General features: G+C 61.7%; 15 protein-coding genes. 12 read left to right on the plus strand and 3 right to left on the minus strand.

Going from position 1 to position 15,388, the window contains the following annotated elements; all coding sequences use genetic code 11:
* Positions 1–58: 58 nt before the first annotated feature.
* The 9 genes from argS to V7747_RS15455 all read left to right on the plus strand — a co-directional run bounded on the left by argS (position 59) and on the right by V7747_RS15455 (position 10,133).
* On the plus strand, positions 59–1,804 hold the full coding sequence (gene argS / locus V7747_RS15415; protein WP_335616902.1) for an arginine--tRNA ligase: 1,746 nt from the start codon (positions 59–61) through the stop codon (positions 1,802–1,804).
* A gap of 5 nt (positions 1,805–1,809) precedes the next feature.
* Positions 1,810–2,385: an SPOR domain-containing protein gene (locus V7747_RS15420; protein WP_335616903.1), complete on the plus strand. Its 576-nt coding sequence runs from the start codon at positions 1,810–1,812 to the stop codon at positions 2,383–2,385.
* A gap of 144 nt (positions 2,386–2,529) precedes the next feature.
* Entirely contained in the window at positions 2,530–3,060 is a 531-nt protein-coding gene (gene hslV / locus V7747_RS15425; protein ID WP_335616904.1) for an ATP-dependent protease subunit HslV, read from the plus strand.
* Positions 3,061–3,079: 19 nt separating this feature from the next.
* Complete coding sequence (gene hslU / locus V7747_RS15430) at positions 3,080–4,420, plus strand: ATP-dependent protease ATPase subunit HslU (RefSeq protein WP_335616905.1); 1,341 nt, start codon at positions 3,080–3,082, stop codon at positions 4,418–4,420.
* Positions 4,421–4,506: 86 nt separating this feature from the next.
* Positions 4,507–4,887, plus strand: a complete 381-nt coding sequence (locus tag V7747_RS15435; protein ID WP_335616906.1) for a DUF971 domain-containing protein — start codon at positions 4,507–4,509, stop codon at positions 4,885–4,887.
* Positions 4,888–5,197: 310 nt separating this feature from the next.
* The gene (gene phaC / locus V7747_RS15440; RefSeq protein WP_335616907.1) at positions 5,198–6,880 is read left to right on the plus strand and encodes a class II poly(R)-hydroxyalkanoic acid synthase; all 1,683 of its coding nucleotides are present in this window, start codon (positions 5,198–5,200) and stop codon (positions 6,878–6,880) included.
* 24 nt (positions 6,881–6,904) lie between these two features.
* On the plus strand, positions 6,905–7,765 hold the full coding sequence (gene phaZ / locus V7747_RS15445; protein ID WP_335616908.1) for a poly(3-hydroxyalkanoate) depolymerase: 861 nt from the start codon (positions 6,905–6,907) through the stop codon (positions 7,763–7,765).
* A 188-nt stretch (positions 7,766–7,953) separates the two neighbouring features.
* On the plus strand, positions 7,954–9,510 hold the full coding sequence (locus tag V7747_RS15450) for a PHA/PHB synthase family protein (RefSeq protein ID WP_335616909.1): 1,557 nt from the start codon (positions 7,954–7,956) through the stop codon (positions 9,508–9,510).
* 8 nt (positions 9,511–9,518) lie between these two features.
* Complete coding sequence (locus V7747_RS15455; RefSeq protein WP_335616910.1) at positions 9,519–10,133, plus strand: TetR/AcrR family transcriptional regulator; 615 nt, start codon at positions 9,519–9,521, stop codon at positions 10,131–10,133.
* 240 nt (positions 10,134–10,373) lie between these two features.
* Here the strand turns inward: V7747_RS15455 and V7747_RS15460 are convergent, their stop codons facing one another.
* From V7747_RS15460 to V7747_RS15470, 3 genes are all read right to left on the minus strand, one after another.
* A complete protein-coding gene (locus V7747_RS15460; protein ID WP_335616911.1) occupies positions 10,374–11,189 on the minus strand; it encodes a phasin family protein in 816 nt (271 codons plus the stop codon).
* A 21-nt stretch (positions 11,190–11,210) separates the two neighbouring features.
* Positions 11,211–11,624, minus strand: a complete 414-nt coding sequence (locus tag V7747_RS15465; RefSeq protein ID WP_335616912.1) for a phasin family protein — start codon at positions 11,622–11,624, stop codon at positions 11,211–11,213.
* Between the two features lie 113 nt (positions 11,625–11,737).
* Positions 11,738–12,013 carry a polyhydroxyalkanoic acid system family protein gene (locus V7747_RS15470; RefSeq protein WP_335616913.1) on the minus strand — a complete coding sequence of 92 codons (276 nt, stop codon included), beginning with the start codon at positions 12,011–12,013 and terminating at the stop codon, positions 11,738–11,740.
* 358 nt (positions 12,014–12,371) lie between these two features.
* Between V7747_RS15470 and ubiE the strand changes: the two genes are divergently transcribed.
* From ubiE to ubiB, 3 genes are read left to right on the plus strand one after another with little or no spacing between them, the layout of a single operon-like run.
* Positions 12,372–13,133: a bifunctional demethylmenaquinone methyltransferase/2-methoxy-6-polyprenyl-1,4-benzoquinol methylase UbiE gene (ubiE, locus tag V7747_RS15475; RefSeq protein WP_092287422.1), complete on the plus strand. Its 762-nt coding sequence runs from the start codon at positions 12,372–12,374 to the stop codon at positions 13,131–13,133.
* Positions 13,133–13,756: a ubiquinone biosynthesis accessory factor UbiJ gene (locus tag V7747_RS15480; protein WP_335616914.1), complete on the plus strand. Its 624-nt coding sequence runs from the start codon at positions 13,133–13,135 to the stop codon at positions 13,754–13,756. The genes ubiE and V7747_RS15480 overlap by 1 nt, the downstream gene beginning before the upstream one ends.
* Positions 13,753–15,351 (plus strand): ubiquinone biosynthesis regulatory protein kinase UbiB, encoded by a 1,599-nt coding sequence (gene ubiB / locus V7747_RS15485; RefSeq protein WP_335616915.1) that lies wholly within the window; start codon positions 13,753–13,755, stop codon positions 15,349–15,351. The genes V7747_RS15480 and ubiB overlap by 4 nt, the downstream gene beginning before the upstream one ends.
* Positions 15,352–15,388 lie beyond the last annotated feature (37 nt).

Genomic DNA, 15,388 nt, shown 5'->3' on the forward strand with positions numbered 1-15,388 from the left:
GCCGGTTAAACCGGATAATGTCGGGTTTTCACTGGGCACCTGCCGGATACTCCACTAAATGAAGAACCTGATCAGCCAGCTTCTGGCCACCGCCGTCGAGACCCTCAAGCACGAGGGCGTTCTGCCAGCCGACATCACCCCCAACATTCAGGTGGAGACCGCCCGCGACAGGACGCACGGCGACTTTGCCAGCAATCTGGCGATGATGCTGGCCAAACCGGCGAAGATGAAGCCGCGCGATCTGGCCGAAAAACTGGTTGCCGCCCTGCCCGCCCACCAGGCTGTCGCCAGCGTGAACATCGCCGGCCCCGGTTTTATCAACTTCTTCCAGGACAGCGCCTGGCTGGCTGCGCAACTGCAAAGCGCGCTGGATGACCCGCAACTGAACGCCCGCGCGGCGGGCGAAGCGCAGCGTGTGGTGGTCGATTACTCCTCGCCCAACCTGGCCAAGGAAATGCACGTCGGCCACCTGCGCTCCTCTATCATTGGCGATGCCGTGGCCCGCGTACTGGAATTTCTTGGCCATACCGTCATCCGCCAGAACCACGTTGGCGACTGGGGCACCCAATTCGGCATGCTGCTGGCCTACATGGAAGAAAACCCGGTGGACGCCGAGGCAGAACTCGGCGATCTGGAGAACTTCTACCGCCAGGCCAAGAAGCGCTTTGATGAAAGCGACGACTTCGCCAACCGCGCGCGTGAACGCGTAGTCCAGCTACAGGCCGGCGATGCCCAGTGCCTGGCGCTGTGGAACCGCTTCAACCAGATTTCCCTCGGCCACTGCCAGGCCGTCTACGACCGCCTTGGCGTCAGCCTGACGCAGGCCGATGTGCGCGGCGAAAGCGCCTACAACGACAAGCTGGCCGGCATTGTCAGCGACCTGCGCAGCGCAGGCCTGCTGACCGAAAGCGAGGGCGCCCAGTGCGTTTTCCTCGATGAGTTCAAGAACAGCGAAGACAAGCCCCTGCCGGTTATCGTGCAGAAGGCCGGCGGGGGTTACCTGTACGCCACCACCGACCTGGCTGCCATGCGCTACCGGCACGAGCAGCTGCACGCCGACCGCGTGCTGTATTTTGTCGACCAGCGTCAGGCCTTGCACTTCCAGCAGGTCTTCGCCGTAGCCCGCAAGGCTGGCTTTGTACCGGCCGACATGCAATTGGAGCACATGGGCTTTGGCACCATGAACGGCGCCGATGGCCGCCCGTTCAAGACCCGCGACGGCGGCACCGTCAAACTGACCGACCTGCTGGACGAGGCCGAAGAGCGCGCGCACACCCTGGTCGCCGAAAAGAATCCCGAGTTGAGCGCCGACGAGCTGCGCGAGATCGCCCGCGCTGTGGGCATTGGCGCGGTCAAGTACGCCGACCTGTCCAAGCACCGCAGCAGCGACTACAGCTTCAACTTCGACTTGATGCTCAGCTTCGATGGCAATACTGCGCCCTACCTGATGTACGCCTACACCCGGGTGGCCAGCGTATTCCGCAAGCTGGAGCGGCCGATGACCCAGCTCGACGACCTGGCACCGCTGGTGTTGGAAGCTCCCGCCGAGGTGGAACTGGGCGCGCACCTGGCGCAGTTCGGCAACACGCTGAACTATGTTGCCCGCGAGGGCACTCCGCACGTACTCTGCCATTATCTGTACGAGCTGGCCGGGCGCTTCTCCGGTTTCTACGAACAGTGCCCGATTCTGGCGGCTGACAGTCAGGCCCAGCGCGACAGTCGCCTGCGTCTCGCCGCACTGACTGGACGCACCCTGCAACAAGGCCTTAACCTGCTCGGCATCACCACACTGGAGCGCATGTAACCCGCATGGCAAAAGGACGCAAAGCCCCCCGCCGCGGCGCCAGCCGCGCGCAACCCGCGGCCAGACGCAAGGGAATACCCGGCTGGCTGTGGCTGGTCAGTGGTCTGGTAATCGGCCTGTTTGTGGCCTTCCTGTTCCAGCTGGAACCAGGCCACGACAACGTCAAGCGCAGCCCGCCGCCGCCCAAGCCAGCCACAACCCCGGCCAAACCGGCACCCGCGCAACAGCCGACCTACGACTTCTACACCCTGCTGCCCGAATCCGAAGTGGTGGTGCCGCAGAACACCGGCAAGGTCGAGCCACCCGCTACGCCGGCAGAGCCCGACAAAGCCGATGACAGCGTGCGCTACTACCTGCAGGCCGGCTCGTTCAAACAACAGGCCGACGCCGACAAGGTGCGCGCGCAGATCCTGCTGCTCGGCATGGATGTGCACCTGGAAAGCGCCAAGCTCAACGACGGCCAGACCTGGCATCGCGTGCAGGTCGGTCCGTTCAAGGACAAGAGCAGCCTGGCCCAGGCGCAGAGCACCCTTAGCGGCAACGGCTTCCAGAACCTGCTGCCGCAGCAACGCACCCAGTAAGGCTGCACCTGCTGCCCCGGCACCGTCCGGGGCAGTTCATCTGCCTGTCAGAGCAGGCTGCCTTGAAATCCCCACACCCGCCCCCAGATAGTTTTCAGGCAAGCATTTGCCTCCCCTTTCTCCACAGCCAACCAGGAGTTGCGCGTGACTACAATCGTATCCGTTCGCCGGCACGGCAAGGTCGTGATCGGTGGCGACGGCCAGGTTTCCCTCGGCAATACCGTAATGAAGGGCAACGCCCGCAAGGTACGCCGCCTGTACAAGGATCAGGTTATCGCCGGTTTCGCTGGCGGCACTGCCGACGCCTTCACTCTGTTCGAGCGCTTTGAAGCGCAACTGGAAAAACACCAGGGCAATCTGGTCCGGGCCGCCGTCGAGCTGGCCAAGGACTGGCGCACCGACCGCGCCCTGCGCAAGCTTGAGGCGCTGCTGGCCGTTGCCAACAAGGATGCTTCGCTGATCATCACCGGCAACGGCGATGTGATCGAACCCGAACACGGCCTGATCGCCATTGGTTCAGGCGGGCCTTTTGCCCAGTCTGCGGCCACCGCCCTGCTGCGCCACACCGAGCTGTCTGCTCGCGAGATTGTCGAATCCAGCCTGGGTATCGCCGGTGAGATTTGCATCTACACCAACCACAACCAGACTATCGAGGAGCTGGACGCCAATACCTGAGGCGTTCGGAACAATCAGCATGTCCATGACCCCACGTGAAATCGTGCACGAGCTGGATCGCCATATCATCGGCCAGCAGGATGCCAAACGCGCCGTCGCCATTGCCCTGCGCAATCGCTGGCGGCGCCAGCAGTTGCCCGAAGCACTGCGCGCTGAAGTAACCCCCAAGAATATTCTGATGATCGGCCCGACCGGTGTCGGCAAGACCGAGATCGCTCGCCGCCTGGCCAAGCTGGCGCAGGCCCCTTTCATCAAGGTAGAAGCGACCAAGTTCACCGAAGTCGGCTATGTTGGCCGCGATGTGGAATCCATCATTCGCGACCTGGTCGACGCGGCCATCAAGCTGCTGCGCGAACAGGAGATGGTCAAGGTGCGCTTCCGCGCCGAAGACGCCGCCGAGGACCGCATTCTCGACGCTCTGCTGCCGCCTGCACGCCAGGCCACCGGCGACCAGCCCGAGCGCGCGGAAAACAGTACCCGTCAGCTTTTCCGCAAGCGTCTGCGTGAGGGTGAGCTGGACGACAAGGAAATCGACATCGAGGTGGCCGAAACCCCCATGGGTGTCGAGATCATGACCCCGCCCGGCATGGAAGAAATGACCAGCCAGCTGCAGAACATGTTCTCCAGCCTCGGCAAGGGCAAGAAGAAAAGCCGCACGCTCAAGGTCAAGGACGCGCTCAAGCTGGTGCGTGACGAAGAAGCGGCGAAGATGGTCAACGAAGACGAGCTCAAAGGCCGCGCCATCGAGGTCGTCGAGCAGAATGGCATTGTCTTCATCGACGAGATCGACAAGGTCAGCAAGCGCGGCGACAGCGGCGGTGGCGCTGATGTGTCACGCGAAGGCGTGCAGCGCGACCTGCTGCCGCTGATTGAAGGCTGCACGGTGAACACCAAGTTCGGCATGGTCAAGACCGACCATATCCTGTTCATTGCCTCCGGCGCCTTCCACTTGACCAAGCCCTCGGACCTGATCCCCGAGCTGCAGGGCCGCCTGCCGATTCGCGTGGAGCTGCAATCGCTGACACCCGGCGACTTTGAACGCATTCTCACCGAGCCCGATGCCTCGCTGACCGAGCAGTACCGCGCGCTGATGAAAACCGAGGAGCTGAACATCGAGTTCACCGACGATGCCATCACCCGTCTCGCCGAAATCGCCTGGCAGGTCAACGAGAAAACCGAGAATATCGGCGCACGTCGCTTGCACACGGTACTCGAACGCTTGCTGGAAGAAGTCTCCTTCAGTGCCGGCGACCTCGCCTCCAAGCACAGTGAGCAGCCACTCAAGATCGATGCGGCCTATGTTGACGAGCATCTGGGTGAGTTGGCGGTCAATGAAGACCTGTCGAGATACATTCTTTAAACCCGCCGTAAGCTAAAAGCGGCAAGCCCAAGCAGGTCGAGTCCAAACACCGGCCTGCTTTTTCGCTTGAAGCTGAGGAATCGTCAATGCCCGCGCCCATCCCCACCACCATCAAGTTGCAAAAGTCCTCGCGCAGCCTGCGCCTGGGTTACGCCGATGGCCGCGAGTTCGTCTTGCCGGCGGAATACCTGCGGGTACTGTCACCCTCGGCCGAGGTGCGCGGACACGGCAAACCTGTGTTGCAGACCGGCAAGCAGCATGTGGCGCTCAGCGCGGTGGAAACCGCCGGGCGCTATGCACTGAAACTGACCTTCGATGATGGACACGACAGTGGCCTCTACACCTGGGACTACCTGTATCAGTTGGCCACCGAACAGGAAGCGCGCTGGCAAGCCTACCTCGACCAGTTACACGCCGCCGGGGCGTCCCGTGACCCACACACTACCGCGGTGCGCTTCATTCCCTGAGCCTCGGCAACTCTTTTGCAATCTTTATCTGCTGTAGTCCCTGACTATCGCACGCTAAGCCGTGCGCCACTGAATAGTGGCCAGCCACAGTCTGTGCCATCGCACAAAAATGTTGGCATATCCCGTGCAGGTTTAGCGTTGAAGGGCTGTTGAATCACAACTGAAAAGCCGTCTTACTGTTTTGCAGACTTCGCTTAACAGCCTCTGACCCTCGTGCTAACTTGTCTCAAGGGTGCGACACCAGAAAGCCAGAATGCCTTGCTGATGATCCGCCGCACTGGCTTCCCTGCCTCAGATTGGAGCGTTGAAAATGGGCAATAAAATAAACAGTGACGATTTGAGTCATAAAACCACTGAAAGCATCCTTGGCCCCAACCCGGTCATCGGCGCACCCACCCGCGACCTGATCAGTACCGCGCGTATGGTCATGCGTCAGACCGTGAAGCAGCCGGTACACAGTCTGAAGCACATCGGGCGCCTGGGCCTGGCGGTCAAGGACGTCATGATCGGCCGCTCCGAGATTGCGCCAACACCGGATGATCGCCGTTTTATCGATCCGACCTGGAGCCAGAACCCCATTTATCGGCGCTACATGCAGACCTATTTGGCCTGGCGTAAAGAACTCAACACCTGGATTACAACGGCAGACCTGCCCGAGCAGGACGTCAGCCGTGCGCAATTCGTCATCGCGCTGATGACCGAGGCGATGTCGCCGACCAATACCGCGCTCAATCCGGCGGCACTGAAACGCTTCTTTGAGACCGGCGGCAAGAGCCTGCTCGACGGTCTTACCCACCTGGCGCAAGACATCGCCCATAACGGCGGCATGCCCAGCCAGGTCAACATGAATGCCTTTGAGGTCGGCGGCAATCTGGCCACGACCAAGGGCTCGGTGGTCTTTCGCAACGAGGTACTGGAGCTGATCCAGTACAAGCCGCTGACCGAAGAGGTCTACGAGCGGCCGGTGCTGGTAGTGCCGCCCCAGATCAACAAGTTCTACGTGTTTGACCTGTCCCCGGAGAAAAGTCTGGCGCGCTACCTGTCGGTCAGCCACATGCAGACCTTCGTGGTCAGTTGGCGCAACCCGACCAAATCGCACCGCGAATGGGGCCTGAGCACTTATATTGAGGCGCTCAAGGAAGCCATCGACGTGGTGCTGAAGATTACCGGCAGCAAGGACCTGAGCATGCTCGGCGCCTGTTCCGGCGGCATTACCACTGTCTCACTGCTGGGTCACTATGCGGCACTGAAAGAGAAGAAGGTGCATTCCTTCACGCTGCTGGTGAGCGTACTGGATACCCAGATCAAGACTCAGGTGGCGCTCTTTGCCGACGAGCGCTCGATCGAGGCGGCGCGGCGAATGTCATATCAGCACGGCGTGCTGGAAGGCCGCGACATGGCGAAGATTTTTGCCTGGATGCGCCCCAACGATCTGGTCTGGAACTACTGGGTTAACAACTACCTGCTGGGTAACGAGCCGCCGGTCTTCGACATCCTGTTCTGGAACAACGACACCACCCGGTTGCCCGCCGCGCTGCATGGCGAGTTCCTGGAGATGTTCAAGTCCAACCCGCTGACCAAGCCCGGCGCGCTGGAAGTCTGCGGTACGCCAATCGATCTCAAGCAGGTGAAAAGCGACTTCTTCGTGATTGCCGGCCTCAACGACCACATCACCCCGTGGGAGGCCTGCTACAAATCGGCGCGTCTGCTCGGCGGCAAGTGCGAGTTCGTGCTGTCGTCCAGTGGGCACATTCAGAGCATTCTGAACCCACCGGGCAACCCCAAGGCGCGTTTTTTCACCAATAGCGACATGACCGACGACGCCAAGAAATGGCTGGAGACCGCGACCAAGCAATCCGACTCCTGGTGGCAACATTGGCGAGATTGGTTGCACACACGCGGCGGAAAGCGTAAACCGGCACCGGAATTGCTTGGCAATGAAGCGTACCCGGCGCTGGAACCTGCGCCCGGTACCTACGTTCACGAACGCTGATACGCGTCACCACGGGAAGCGCCCATGTCGCAGAGTTATATCTTCCGCACCATCGAGCTGGATGGCCAGTACCTGCGTACTGCCGTGCGACCTGGCACCAGTAGCCTGCCGCCGCTGCTGATCTTCAATGGCATCGGCGCCAACCTGGAGCTGGTCTTCCCGTTCGTCGCAGCGCTTGACCCAACGCTGGAGGTGATTGCCTTTGACGTACCCGGCGTAGGCGGCTCCTCTACCCCGGCCACGCCGTTCCGCTTTCCCGGCTTGGCTAAACTGGCAGCACGCATGCTGGACTACCTCGATTACTCGCAGGTGAATGTCATTGGCGTGTCCTGGGGCGGTGCTTTGGCGCAGCAATTCGCCTATAGCCACCCGGAACGGTGCAAAAAGCTGATTCTGGCCGCCACCTCGGCTGGTGCAGTCATGGTGCCTGGCCGCCCGAAGGTATTGCTGAAAATGGCTAGCCCGCGGCGCTACCTGCAGCCGTCGCACGGGGTCGCCATCGCGCCGGACATCTACGGCGGCGCCTTCCGCCGCGATCCGCATCTGGCTGAAGCACACGCGAACAAGGTGCGTTCATCCGGCAAGCTGGGTTACTACTGGCAGCTGTTTGCCGGTCTTGGTTGGACCAGCATCCACTGGCTGCACAAGATTCGCCAGCCCACGCTGATTCTGGCTGGCGACGACGACCCGCTGATCCCGCTGGTTAACATGCGCCTGCTGGCCTGGCGCATCCCCAATTCCGAACTGCATGTGATAGACGATGGTCATCTGTTTCTGATTACCCGAGCGCAGAGCGTAGCCCCGTTGATCATGTCTTTCCTGTCGGAGGAGAAGCAGCCCGCAGTGATCCGCCACCAACCCACCAGCGCCCTGATCAAGAGCTGAAGTCGGCGCCAGCGCACAAAGCCGAGCAGCCGGCGCACACAAGGGCTGGTACCCGCTAGCTCTTGGGTTAGACTGCAGAACAATGAGCCCACCATCTGGACCGGAACCCCTGGATGCGCGCAAGACCCCACGGACAAGCAATCGCAGGATCCCTGAGCGCGGATCTGTCCCGGAGTCTTCTCGCCCTCTTGCGCTCCACACTGAACCAGCCGCGTCATCACCGACACTACCTGTGCCGCGTTACTCGCCTCAGTCTGCTTGCCCTGCAGGGCAAGCTCGACTGCAGCGCGCTGACCGACGACCCGCGCTTTCAGCATCCCGGCTGGCAACGCCCGCTGCAACAGCGCCTGCTGCAACTCTGGCAGGCCTGGCAACAGCCACTGCAGATCTGGCTCAACGGGCTCGACCTCGGTGAGCCCGAACGCGCCAACCTGCACTGGCTGCTAAGCCAGCTGAGCGCTGCCAGCTCACCATCCAATGGACCGTTCAATCCGCAGATCATCGCCGCCACGCGGCAAAGCCGTGGGGGCAACCTGCGCCGGGGTTTGCGTAACCTTTTGGTCGACCAGGTGACCCGACGACCGCTGGCCATGCCGGAGGCCGAAGACCACTACCGCCCCGGCAAACAGTTGGCACTGAGCCCCGGCGAGGTGATACTGCGCCAGCCCAGCTTCGAGCTGATTCACTACACCCCAGCCACCGCACAGCAATACAGCAAGCCGCTATTGATCATTCCGCCACCGATCAACCGCTACTATCTACTCGACCTCACCCCCGCCGCCAGCCTGGTGCAGCACGCACTGCAGCAAGGCCTGGCGGTGTATCTGATCAGTTGGCGCAACCCCAACCCGAGCCACTGCAACTGGGGGCTGAACCATTACGTGCGGGCCTGCCGCGAGGCGTTGACCACAGTACTCAAGATCAGTGCCAGCGATCAGGCCAGCCTGCTTGGGGTATGCTCCGGCGGCATGCTCGCCACCCTGCTGGCGGGCTGGTTGCAGGCACGCGGCCGTGCCGACTGCCTGAGCGCATTGAGCCTGCTGATCACGCCGCTGGACGCACGCCTGCAAACCGATCTGCAACGCCTGGCCGGCAGCGCCACCCAGCAACGGCTGCGTCGGCAGGTCTGGCGCCAGGGTTATCTGGATGAGCGCAGCCTAGGCAGCCTGTTTACCTGGATGAAACCCGAGCAGCTGCTCTGGCAGCCCGCCGTGCAGCGCTATGCGCTGGGCGAGGCGTTGCCAAATTCGCCGGTACACACCTGGAGCCACGATAATACCCGCCTCCCCGCACAGCTGGTCGAGGACCTGCTTGATCTGCTGACTCGCGACCCTTTGAGCCGGCAGGGTGCCCTGCAACTCGACGGCGCACGCATTGATCTAAGCCAGCTGTCACTGCCCAGCTGGCACCTGGCGGCCGAGCGCGACCACATCGTGCCATGGCGCAACGCCCTGCCCGCCGGGCGGTTAGGCGGCGACTGCCAGTTCACGCTGTGCCGTGGCGGCCACATTCAGGGGTTGCTGTGCCCACCGGGCCAAGGCCGCGCCGGTTATCAGAGCGCGCCCATCGACGCCCACGACACCGCAGACAGTTGGGCCAATCGCGCGACCGTCACCGAGGGCAGTTGGTGGCCCGCCTGGACCGGCTGGCTCATCCGCCACAGCGGCGCGCTGCAAAACGCCTCCCATCCCGTGGCCGACCCGGCGCTGGGCCCCGCGCCCGGGCGCTATGTACATCAGCTTTGAGGAGCCCCATGAAAACCCGCGACCGCATCCTGCTCTGTGCTCTGGAACTGTTCAACGAGCAGGGTGAACCCAATGTCACCACGCTGGACATGGCCAACGAACTGGATATCAGCCCCGGCAACCTGTACTACCACTTCAAGGGCAAGGAAGCGCTACTCGAAGTGCTGATTGATGACTTTTTGCTCAGTACGCGCAACCTGCTGAGCCCGGCGGAAAACCCCGACGAGGTATCGCCCGAAGACCTCTGGCTGCTGTTGCATCTGCTGTTCGAGGCAGTCGCCACTTACCGCTTCCTGTTTCAGGACCTGTCCAACCTGATGAGTCGCTACCCCTTCATTCGTCAGGCCATGCAAACCTGGCTGCATCAGCTACGGCAATGCCTTGCACACATCCTGCTGGTCATGCGCGCGGGCGGGCAACTGCATTGCGCAGAAGAAAGCCTCCAACGCCTGCTGGACGCCTTGTGCCAAACCTGCATGTTCTGGCTCGACTACCAGCGCATCGCCAGCGCTGAGGAGCCCGACCCGGCCGCTGGCGTGCAACAAGCGCTGGGCTTGCTGCTGCCATACATGGATGAAGCCACCGAACCGTGGATGCAGACGCTGATCGACCGTTACAACTGAGCGGCGTAGTTCAATGGTGCGTTGGGGAAGCCACATCCCGGCCCGCGCTGGGCACAGGGTAACGCTGGTATAGAGGTAACCCGGAGCGCCAAGCATCGTCGGCAACCGCCATTACCAGAGCGTGCAGTTCCGCGTGTGGCATTGCGCGCCAGCGATAGCCCTCTAACGGCATACCAATAAAAAACCCCAGGCAGTTTTACCTGCTCGGGGTTTCTGTTTTACGCGGTACAGGCCGGCGAATCAGGACTCGCTGGGCTTGGCCGCTGGCGCCGGTGTTGCTGCCGCTGGCGCTGCCGGCTCGGCCGCTTTCACGGCGGCTGGCGTTGCCTTGGGTTTTGCCGGAGCCTTGGGCTTGGCTGCTGCCTTTGGCTTGGCCGGAGCCTTGCGCGCGGTTGCAGGCTTGGCAGCCGTGCTACTGCTCGCACTGGACGCCGTTTTAGCCGCCGGCTTTTTTGCCGCAGGCTTGGCAGCGCTGGTGCTCTTGGCCGCAGGTTTAGCTGCCGGCTTGCTGGCTGCTGTCGGCTTGGCAGCCGCGGGTTTAGCCGCCGCCGTTTTCGCCGTGGTAGCGCGCGCACGTGGCTTGGCCGCCGGTTTGGCTGCAGCAGGCTTGGCTTTGGGCGCAGCCTTGCCACCAGCCAGTTGCTCGATCAGCTTGGTCAGTTCGTCAACCTTGCTGTTAAGCGCTTTGACCTCATCACGTGAGGGCACTCCGAGGCGGGCGACAGCGCTGTTGAGGCGCTTGTCGAAGGCTTCTTCCAGCTCGTTCCACTTGCCGGTGAGGCGACCCTTGGCCTTTTCAGCCTTGGCCTTGCCTGCATCGAGTGGGTTCTTGCCGGACTTGGCTTTGCCTTTCAAGGCGTCGACCTGTTTATCGATCTCGACCTTGGCCTTTTCCTCGGCCGCTTCACCGTCCTTGATCAGGTTTTCGAAAAGCTTTACACCTTCCTTCCCGACCTTGGCGTAAGCACCCAAGCCAGCCAACCAGATCTGACGTGAGTAACTTTCGATATCGGCGACCCAGCCAGGATCCTTATCGTCCTTTTTCTTTCCCGCCATGGAGCAACTCCTCTGTGACCGTTACTTGCTCTGCAGTGACTTGAGTGCAGCACTCAGATCATCAAGCTTAGCAGACAACTGGTCAATGTCCTTCTTGCTCGGAATGCCGATACGGCCCAGGGTAGAGGCAACGCGCTCGTCGAACACTTCTTCTACCTTGCTGAAGCGACCGCCGGTCCTTTCCTGCACTTTTTCCTTGAAGGATTCGATGCGGCTGTTGGCAGCTTCAACCTGGGTTTCAACCAGTTCCTTGCCCTTCTTCTCAACTTCTTCGCCTTCGGCAACCAGCTTCTTGAAGTAATCTGCACCTTCTTTACCGGCTTTGGCGTAAGCGCCCAGGCCAGCCAACCAGATTTGGTGAGTGTAGTTCTTCACGTCGTTAGCGAAGGTAGTAGCGTTGTCTTCCAGTTTCTTAGCGGTAGTAGTCTTGGCCATGTTGGTAGCTCCTGATTAAGTAGGGATACTGCAATGGACCGATTACCGATCCTTGCTCAGCAAGCTACGCTTCGGAATTAGAAAAGACATACTAAAAAACCGACTTTTTCGTCTCAGGCCAAATATTTTTGCAGCGCCTTCTCGATCTCGCCCTTAACCATGCCCTGCATGGGCGACAGCATCAGGCCCAGTTTGACCACCACGCGCACGTCCGAATCGGACACGTGAATGGAGCCATCAGCGCCACTGCGCTTGAAGGTCAGCTCATCGCCTTGCCAGGCACACTTGGCATCCAGTTTCTGCGCCAGTTTGTCGGCCAGCAACTGCGCCTGCTCCTTGGCCTTTTCCTTGCCCAGATTGTGCTCGCGGGTAATGTCTACGGTCGCCATCGGCTACTCCATGGGGTGTATCTGTTGGGTGGCCCTGTAGCATGCCGCAAAGCCTCGGGAACGTCATCCCGGCAAATGCGTCTTATGCTGCATCAGCGGCTGCAAGCCGTTGAAAAGCGTTGCCGACGACTGCATGGATGCAGGAGTTAGAGCGAAGCAGGAAGCCCGAGCCGAGGCAGCCAGCGCAAGGCAAAAACAGTCGAAGAAGCGCAGTTTACAAGGTGTAAATGAGCATTCTGAGGGTGTTTTTAACGCCGCGATGGCAACGCAGGTAGATTTTCAGCAGCTTGCTAATTCTCCGCCGGGCCTGAAAAAGTGGTTAGAATGGGGCCTGATTTTGCCAGGGCAGACTGATTCCATGAGCGACAAGCAGAACACCGACAACACCACCCATTTCGGCTTTCAGACCGTGGCCGAATCCGAGAAGGCGCAGCGCGTCGCCGAGGTGTTTCATTCGGTCGCAGCCAAGTACGACATCATGAACGACCTGATGTCCGGCGGCATCCACCGCATCTGGAAGCGCTTCACCATCGAGCTGTCGGGGGTACGTCCCGGCAACCGGGTGCTGGACATTGCCGGTGGCACCGGCGACCTGACGCGCCGCTTTGCCAAGCGCGTGGGTCCCGAGGGCGAGGTGATTCTGGCCGACATCAACGCCTCCATGCTCAAGGTCGGGCGTGATCGCCTGCTGGATCTGGGCGTGGCCGGCAATGTGCGCTTCGTGCAGGCCGATGCCGAGGCGCTGCCCTTCCCCGACAACTACTTTGACTGCATCACCATCGCCTTTGGTCTGCGCAACGTCACCCACAAGGACGCGGCCATCGCCTCCATGCTGCGGGTACTCAAGCCAGGCGGGCGTTTGCTGATTCTGGAGTTCTCCAAGCCCAAGAGCGAACTGCTGTCCAAGGCCTACGACCAGTACAGCTTCAAGCTGCTGCCGTTCATGGGCAAGCTGGTGGCCAACGATGCGGACAGTTATCGCTATCTGGCCGAGTCCATTCGCATGCACCCCGATCAGGAGACCCTCAAGGCAATGATGGTCGAGGCCGGCTTTGCTCGTGTGACCTATCACAACATGACCGGTGGCATCGTAGCCCTGCACCGGGGGATCAAACCCTGATGTTGCCGGCGGCACTGCTGGCCGCCGCGCAGCGCAGCATCGAGGCTGCGCTGCAACGCGACGCCCTGACCGCACGCCGTCTGGCTGCGCTGACCGGCAAGGTCATTCTGATCAGCGCCCGCGAGCCCGACTGGCAGCTCTATCTGCTGCCCGCCGAGGGGCGCATGCAACTGCTCAACGCCTATGCCGGCGCGGCCGACTGCCAGCTGAGCGCACCCAGTGCCGTGCTGGCGAAGTTACTGGTCAGCCGTGACCGCAAGGCCCTGCTGCAACATCCTGAGCTGGAGCTGACCGGCGACAGCCAGGTGCTCATCAGCCTGCAGAACATATTCGGCGACCTGCGCCTGGACGCTGAAGCCGAGCTGGCCCGCTGGTTGGGGCCGGTACCCGCGCATGCCATTGGCAGCCTGCTGCGCCGCAGCCACCAATGGGGCAAGGACAGCCGCGAAAGCCTGCGCATGACCATGGGCGAGTACCTGACCGAAGAAAGCCGCCAGCTGGTCGGCAATGCCGAAGCCCGCGCCAGCGCCGAACTACTCCATGAAATGCGCCTGCAGCTTGACCGGCTCGAAGCCCGCGTCGCCCTGCTCAGCCCAACCGACCCGGACACACCAGACGCATGAGACTCACCGCTTTTACGCGCCTGCTGCGCATCCTGCACATCTTCACCCGCTACCGCCTTGACCAGATTTTGCTGGAACTGCCGCTACCGGCGCTGGCGCGGCTGGGCCTGAAACTCGGCCCCTGGCGCTTGCGCCCGGCGCCCAAGGACCTCAGCCGTGGCGCGCGGCTGCGCCTGGCCTGCGAAGATCTGGGCCCGGTGTTCATCAAGTTCGGCCAGATTCTTTCCACCCGCCGCGACCTGATGCCTGACGACATCGCGCTGGAGCTGGCCTTTCTGCAGGACAAGGTACCGCCCTTCCCGGCGGATCAGGCCCGCATTCGGATCGAGGAGCAGTTGGGCCAGAGCATCGACAGCGTATTTGCCGAATTCAGCGATGAGCCGCTCGCCTCAGCCTCGGTCGCGCAGGTGCATGCCGCGCGGCTGCACGATGGCACCGAGGTGGTGGTCAAGGTGGTGCGCCCGGCCATTGGCGAGGTGATCGATCAGGACATTCAATGGCTTTATCTGGCTGCCCGGGGGCTGGAGCGGGTCTCCGCCGAGGGCCGCCGCCTGCGCCCGGTTGAAGTGGTAGAGGACTACGAACGCACCATTTTCGATGAGCTGGACCTGCACCGCGAAGCCGCCAACGCCTCACAGCTAAGACGCAACTTTGAAGGCTCCGAGCTGCTGTACATCCCCAAGGTGTATTGGGACTGGTGCCGCCACAAGGTGCTGGTAATGGAGCGCATCAGCGGCATCCCGGTGACCGACCTGGCGGCGCTGGCCGATCAGCGCACCGACATGAAGAAGCTGGCCGAGCGCGGCGTCGAGATCTTCTTCACCCAGGTGTTTCGCGACAGCTTTTTCCATGCCGACATGCACCCCGGCAACATCTTCATCTCGCGCGCACACCCGTGGGAACCGCAGTACATTGCTATCGACTTCGGCATTGTCGGCAGCCTGACGCCAGAAGATCAGAGCTATCTGGCGCGCAACCTGATGGCCTTCTTCAAGCGCGACTATCGCCGCGTAGCCCAGCTGCATATCGACTCTGGCTGGATTCCCGCCGACACCCGCGTGAACGAATTCGAAGCTGCTATTCGTAGCGTCTGCGAGCCCATCTTCGAGCGCCCGCTGAGCGAGATTTCCTTTGGCCAGCTGCTGCTGCGCCTGTTCCAGACCGCGCGCCGCTTCCAGATGGAAGTACAGCCGCAACTGGTACTGCTGCAGAAAACCCTGCTCAATATTGAAGGCCTGGGCCGTCAGCTGTACCCCGACCTGGACCTGTGGAGCACCGCCCAACCCTACCTTGAACGCTGGATGCGTGAGCGCATGCTGCCGCAGCATCAGGCCAAGGTCTGGCAACAGCATCTGGAGCGCGTGCCGGCGCTGATCGACACCGCGCACAAGGCACTGAACAACGTCGCAGCCCAACCGATAGAGCGCCCGCCGGAGCGCCAACGCAACCACTGGGCGCTGCGCGTAGCGGGTATTGCCCTGCTGGTGCTGGGCAGCAGCACCCTGGGTGGCGACCCCAACCTGTGGGTCAATGCGGCACCGGCACAGTGGGTATTGATTGCCGTGGGTGGCTGGTTGATTCTGCGCCGCGCGTAGTCATCCCCCGGCAGAACTGGCACACTTGGCAGATTAA

Origin of the sequence: Halopseudomonas sp. (genome assembly GCF_036960865.1) — a bacterium.
Lineage (GTDB): Bacteria > Pseudomonadota > Gammaproteobacteria > Pseudomonadales > Pseudomonadaceae > Halopseudomonas.

Coding starts and splice junctions, on each gene's coding strand:
- argS (WP_335616902.1), top strand. CDS start 59: ATGAAGAACCTGATCAGCCAGCTTCTGGCCACCGCCGTCGAGACCCTC.
- V7747_RS15420 (WP_335616903.1), top strand. CDS start 1,810: ATGGCAAAAGGACGCAAAGCCCCCCGCCGCGGCGCCAGCCGCGCGCAA.
- hslU (WP_335616905.1), top strand. CDS start 3,080: ATGTCCATGACCCCACGTGAAATCGTGCACGAGCTGGATCGCCATATC.
- V7747_RS15435 (WP_335616906.1), top strand. CDS start 4,507: ATGCCCGCGCCCATCCCCACCACCATCAAGTTGCAAAAGTCCTCGCGC.
- phaC (WP_335616907.1), top strand. CDS start 5,198: ATGGGCAATAAAATAAACAGTGACGATTTGAGTCATAAAACCACTGAA.
- phaZ (WP_335616908.1), top strand. CDS start 6,905: ATGTCGCAGAGTTATATCTTCCGCACCATCGAGCTGGATGGCCAGTAC.
- V7747_RS15455 (WP_335616910.1), top strand. CDS start 9,519: ATGAAAACCCGCGACCGCATCCTGCTCTGTGCTCTGGAACTGTTCAAC.
- V7747_RS15460 (WP_335616911.1), bottom strand. CDS start 11,189: ATGGCGGGAAAGAAAAAGGACGATAAGGATCCTGGCTGGGTCGCCGAT.
- V7747_RS15465 (WP_335616912.1), bottom strand. CDS start 11,624: ATGGCCAAGACTACTACCGCTAAGAAACTGGAAGACAACGCTACTACC.
- V7747_RS15470 (WP_335616913.1), bottom strand. CDS start 12,013: ATGGCGACCGTAGACATTACCCGCGAGCACAATCTGGGCAAGGAAAAG.
- ubiE (WP_092287422.1), top strand. CDS start 12,372: ATGAGCGACAAGCAGAACACCGACAACACCACCCATTTCGGCTTTCAG.
- V7747_RS15480 (WP_335616914.1), top strand. CDS start 13,133: ATGTTGCCGGCGGCACTGCTGGCCGCCGCGCAGCGCAGCATCGAGGCT.
- ubiB (WP_335616915.1), top strand. CDS start 13,753: ATGAGACTCACCGCTTTTACGCGCCTGCTGCGCATCCTGCACATCTTC.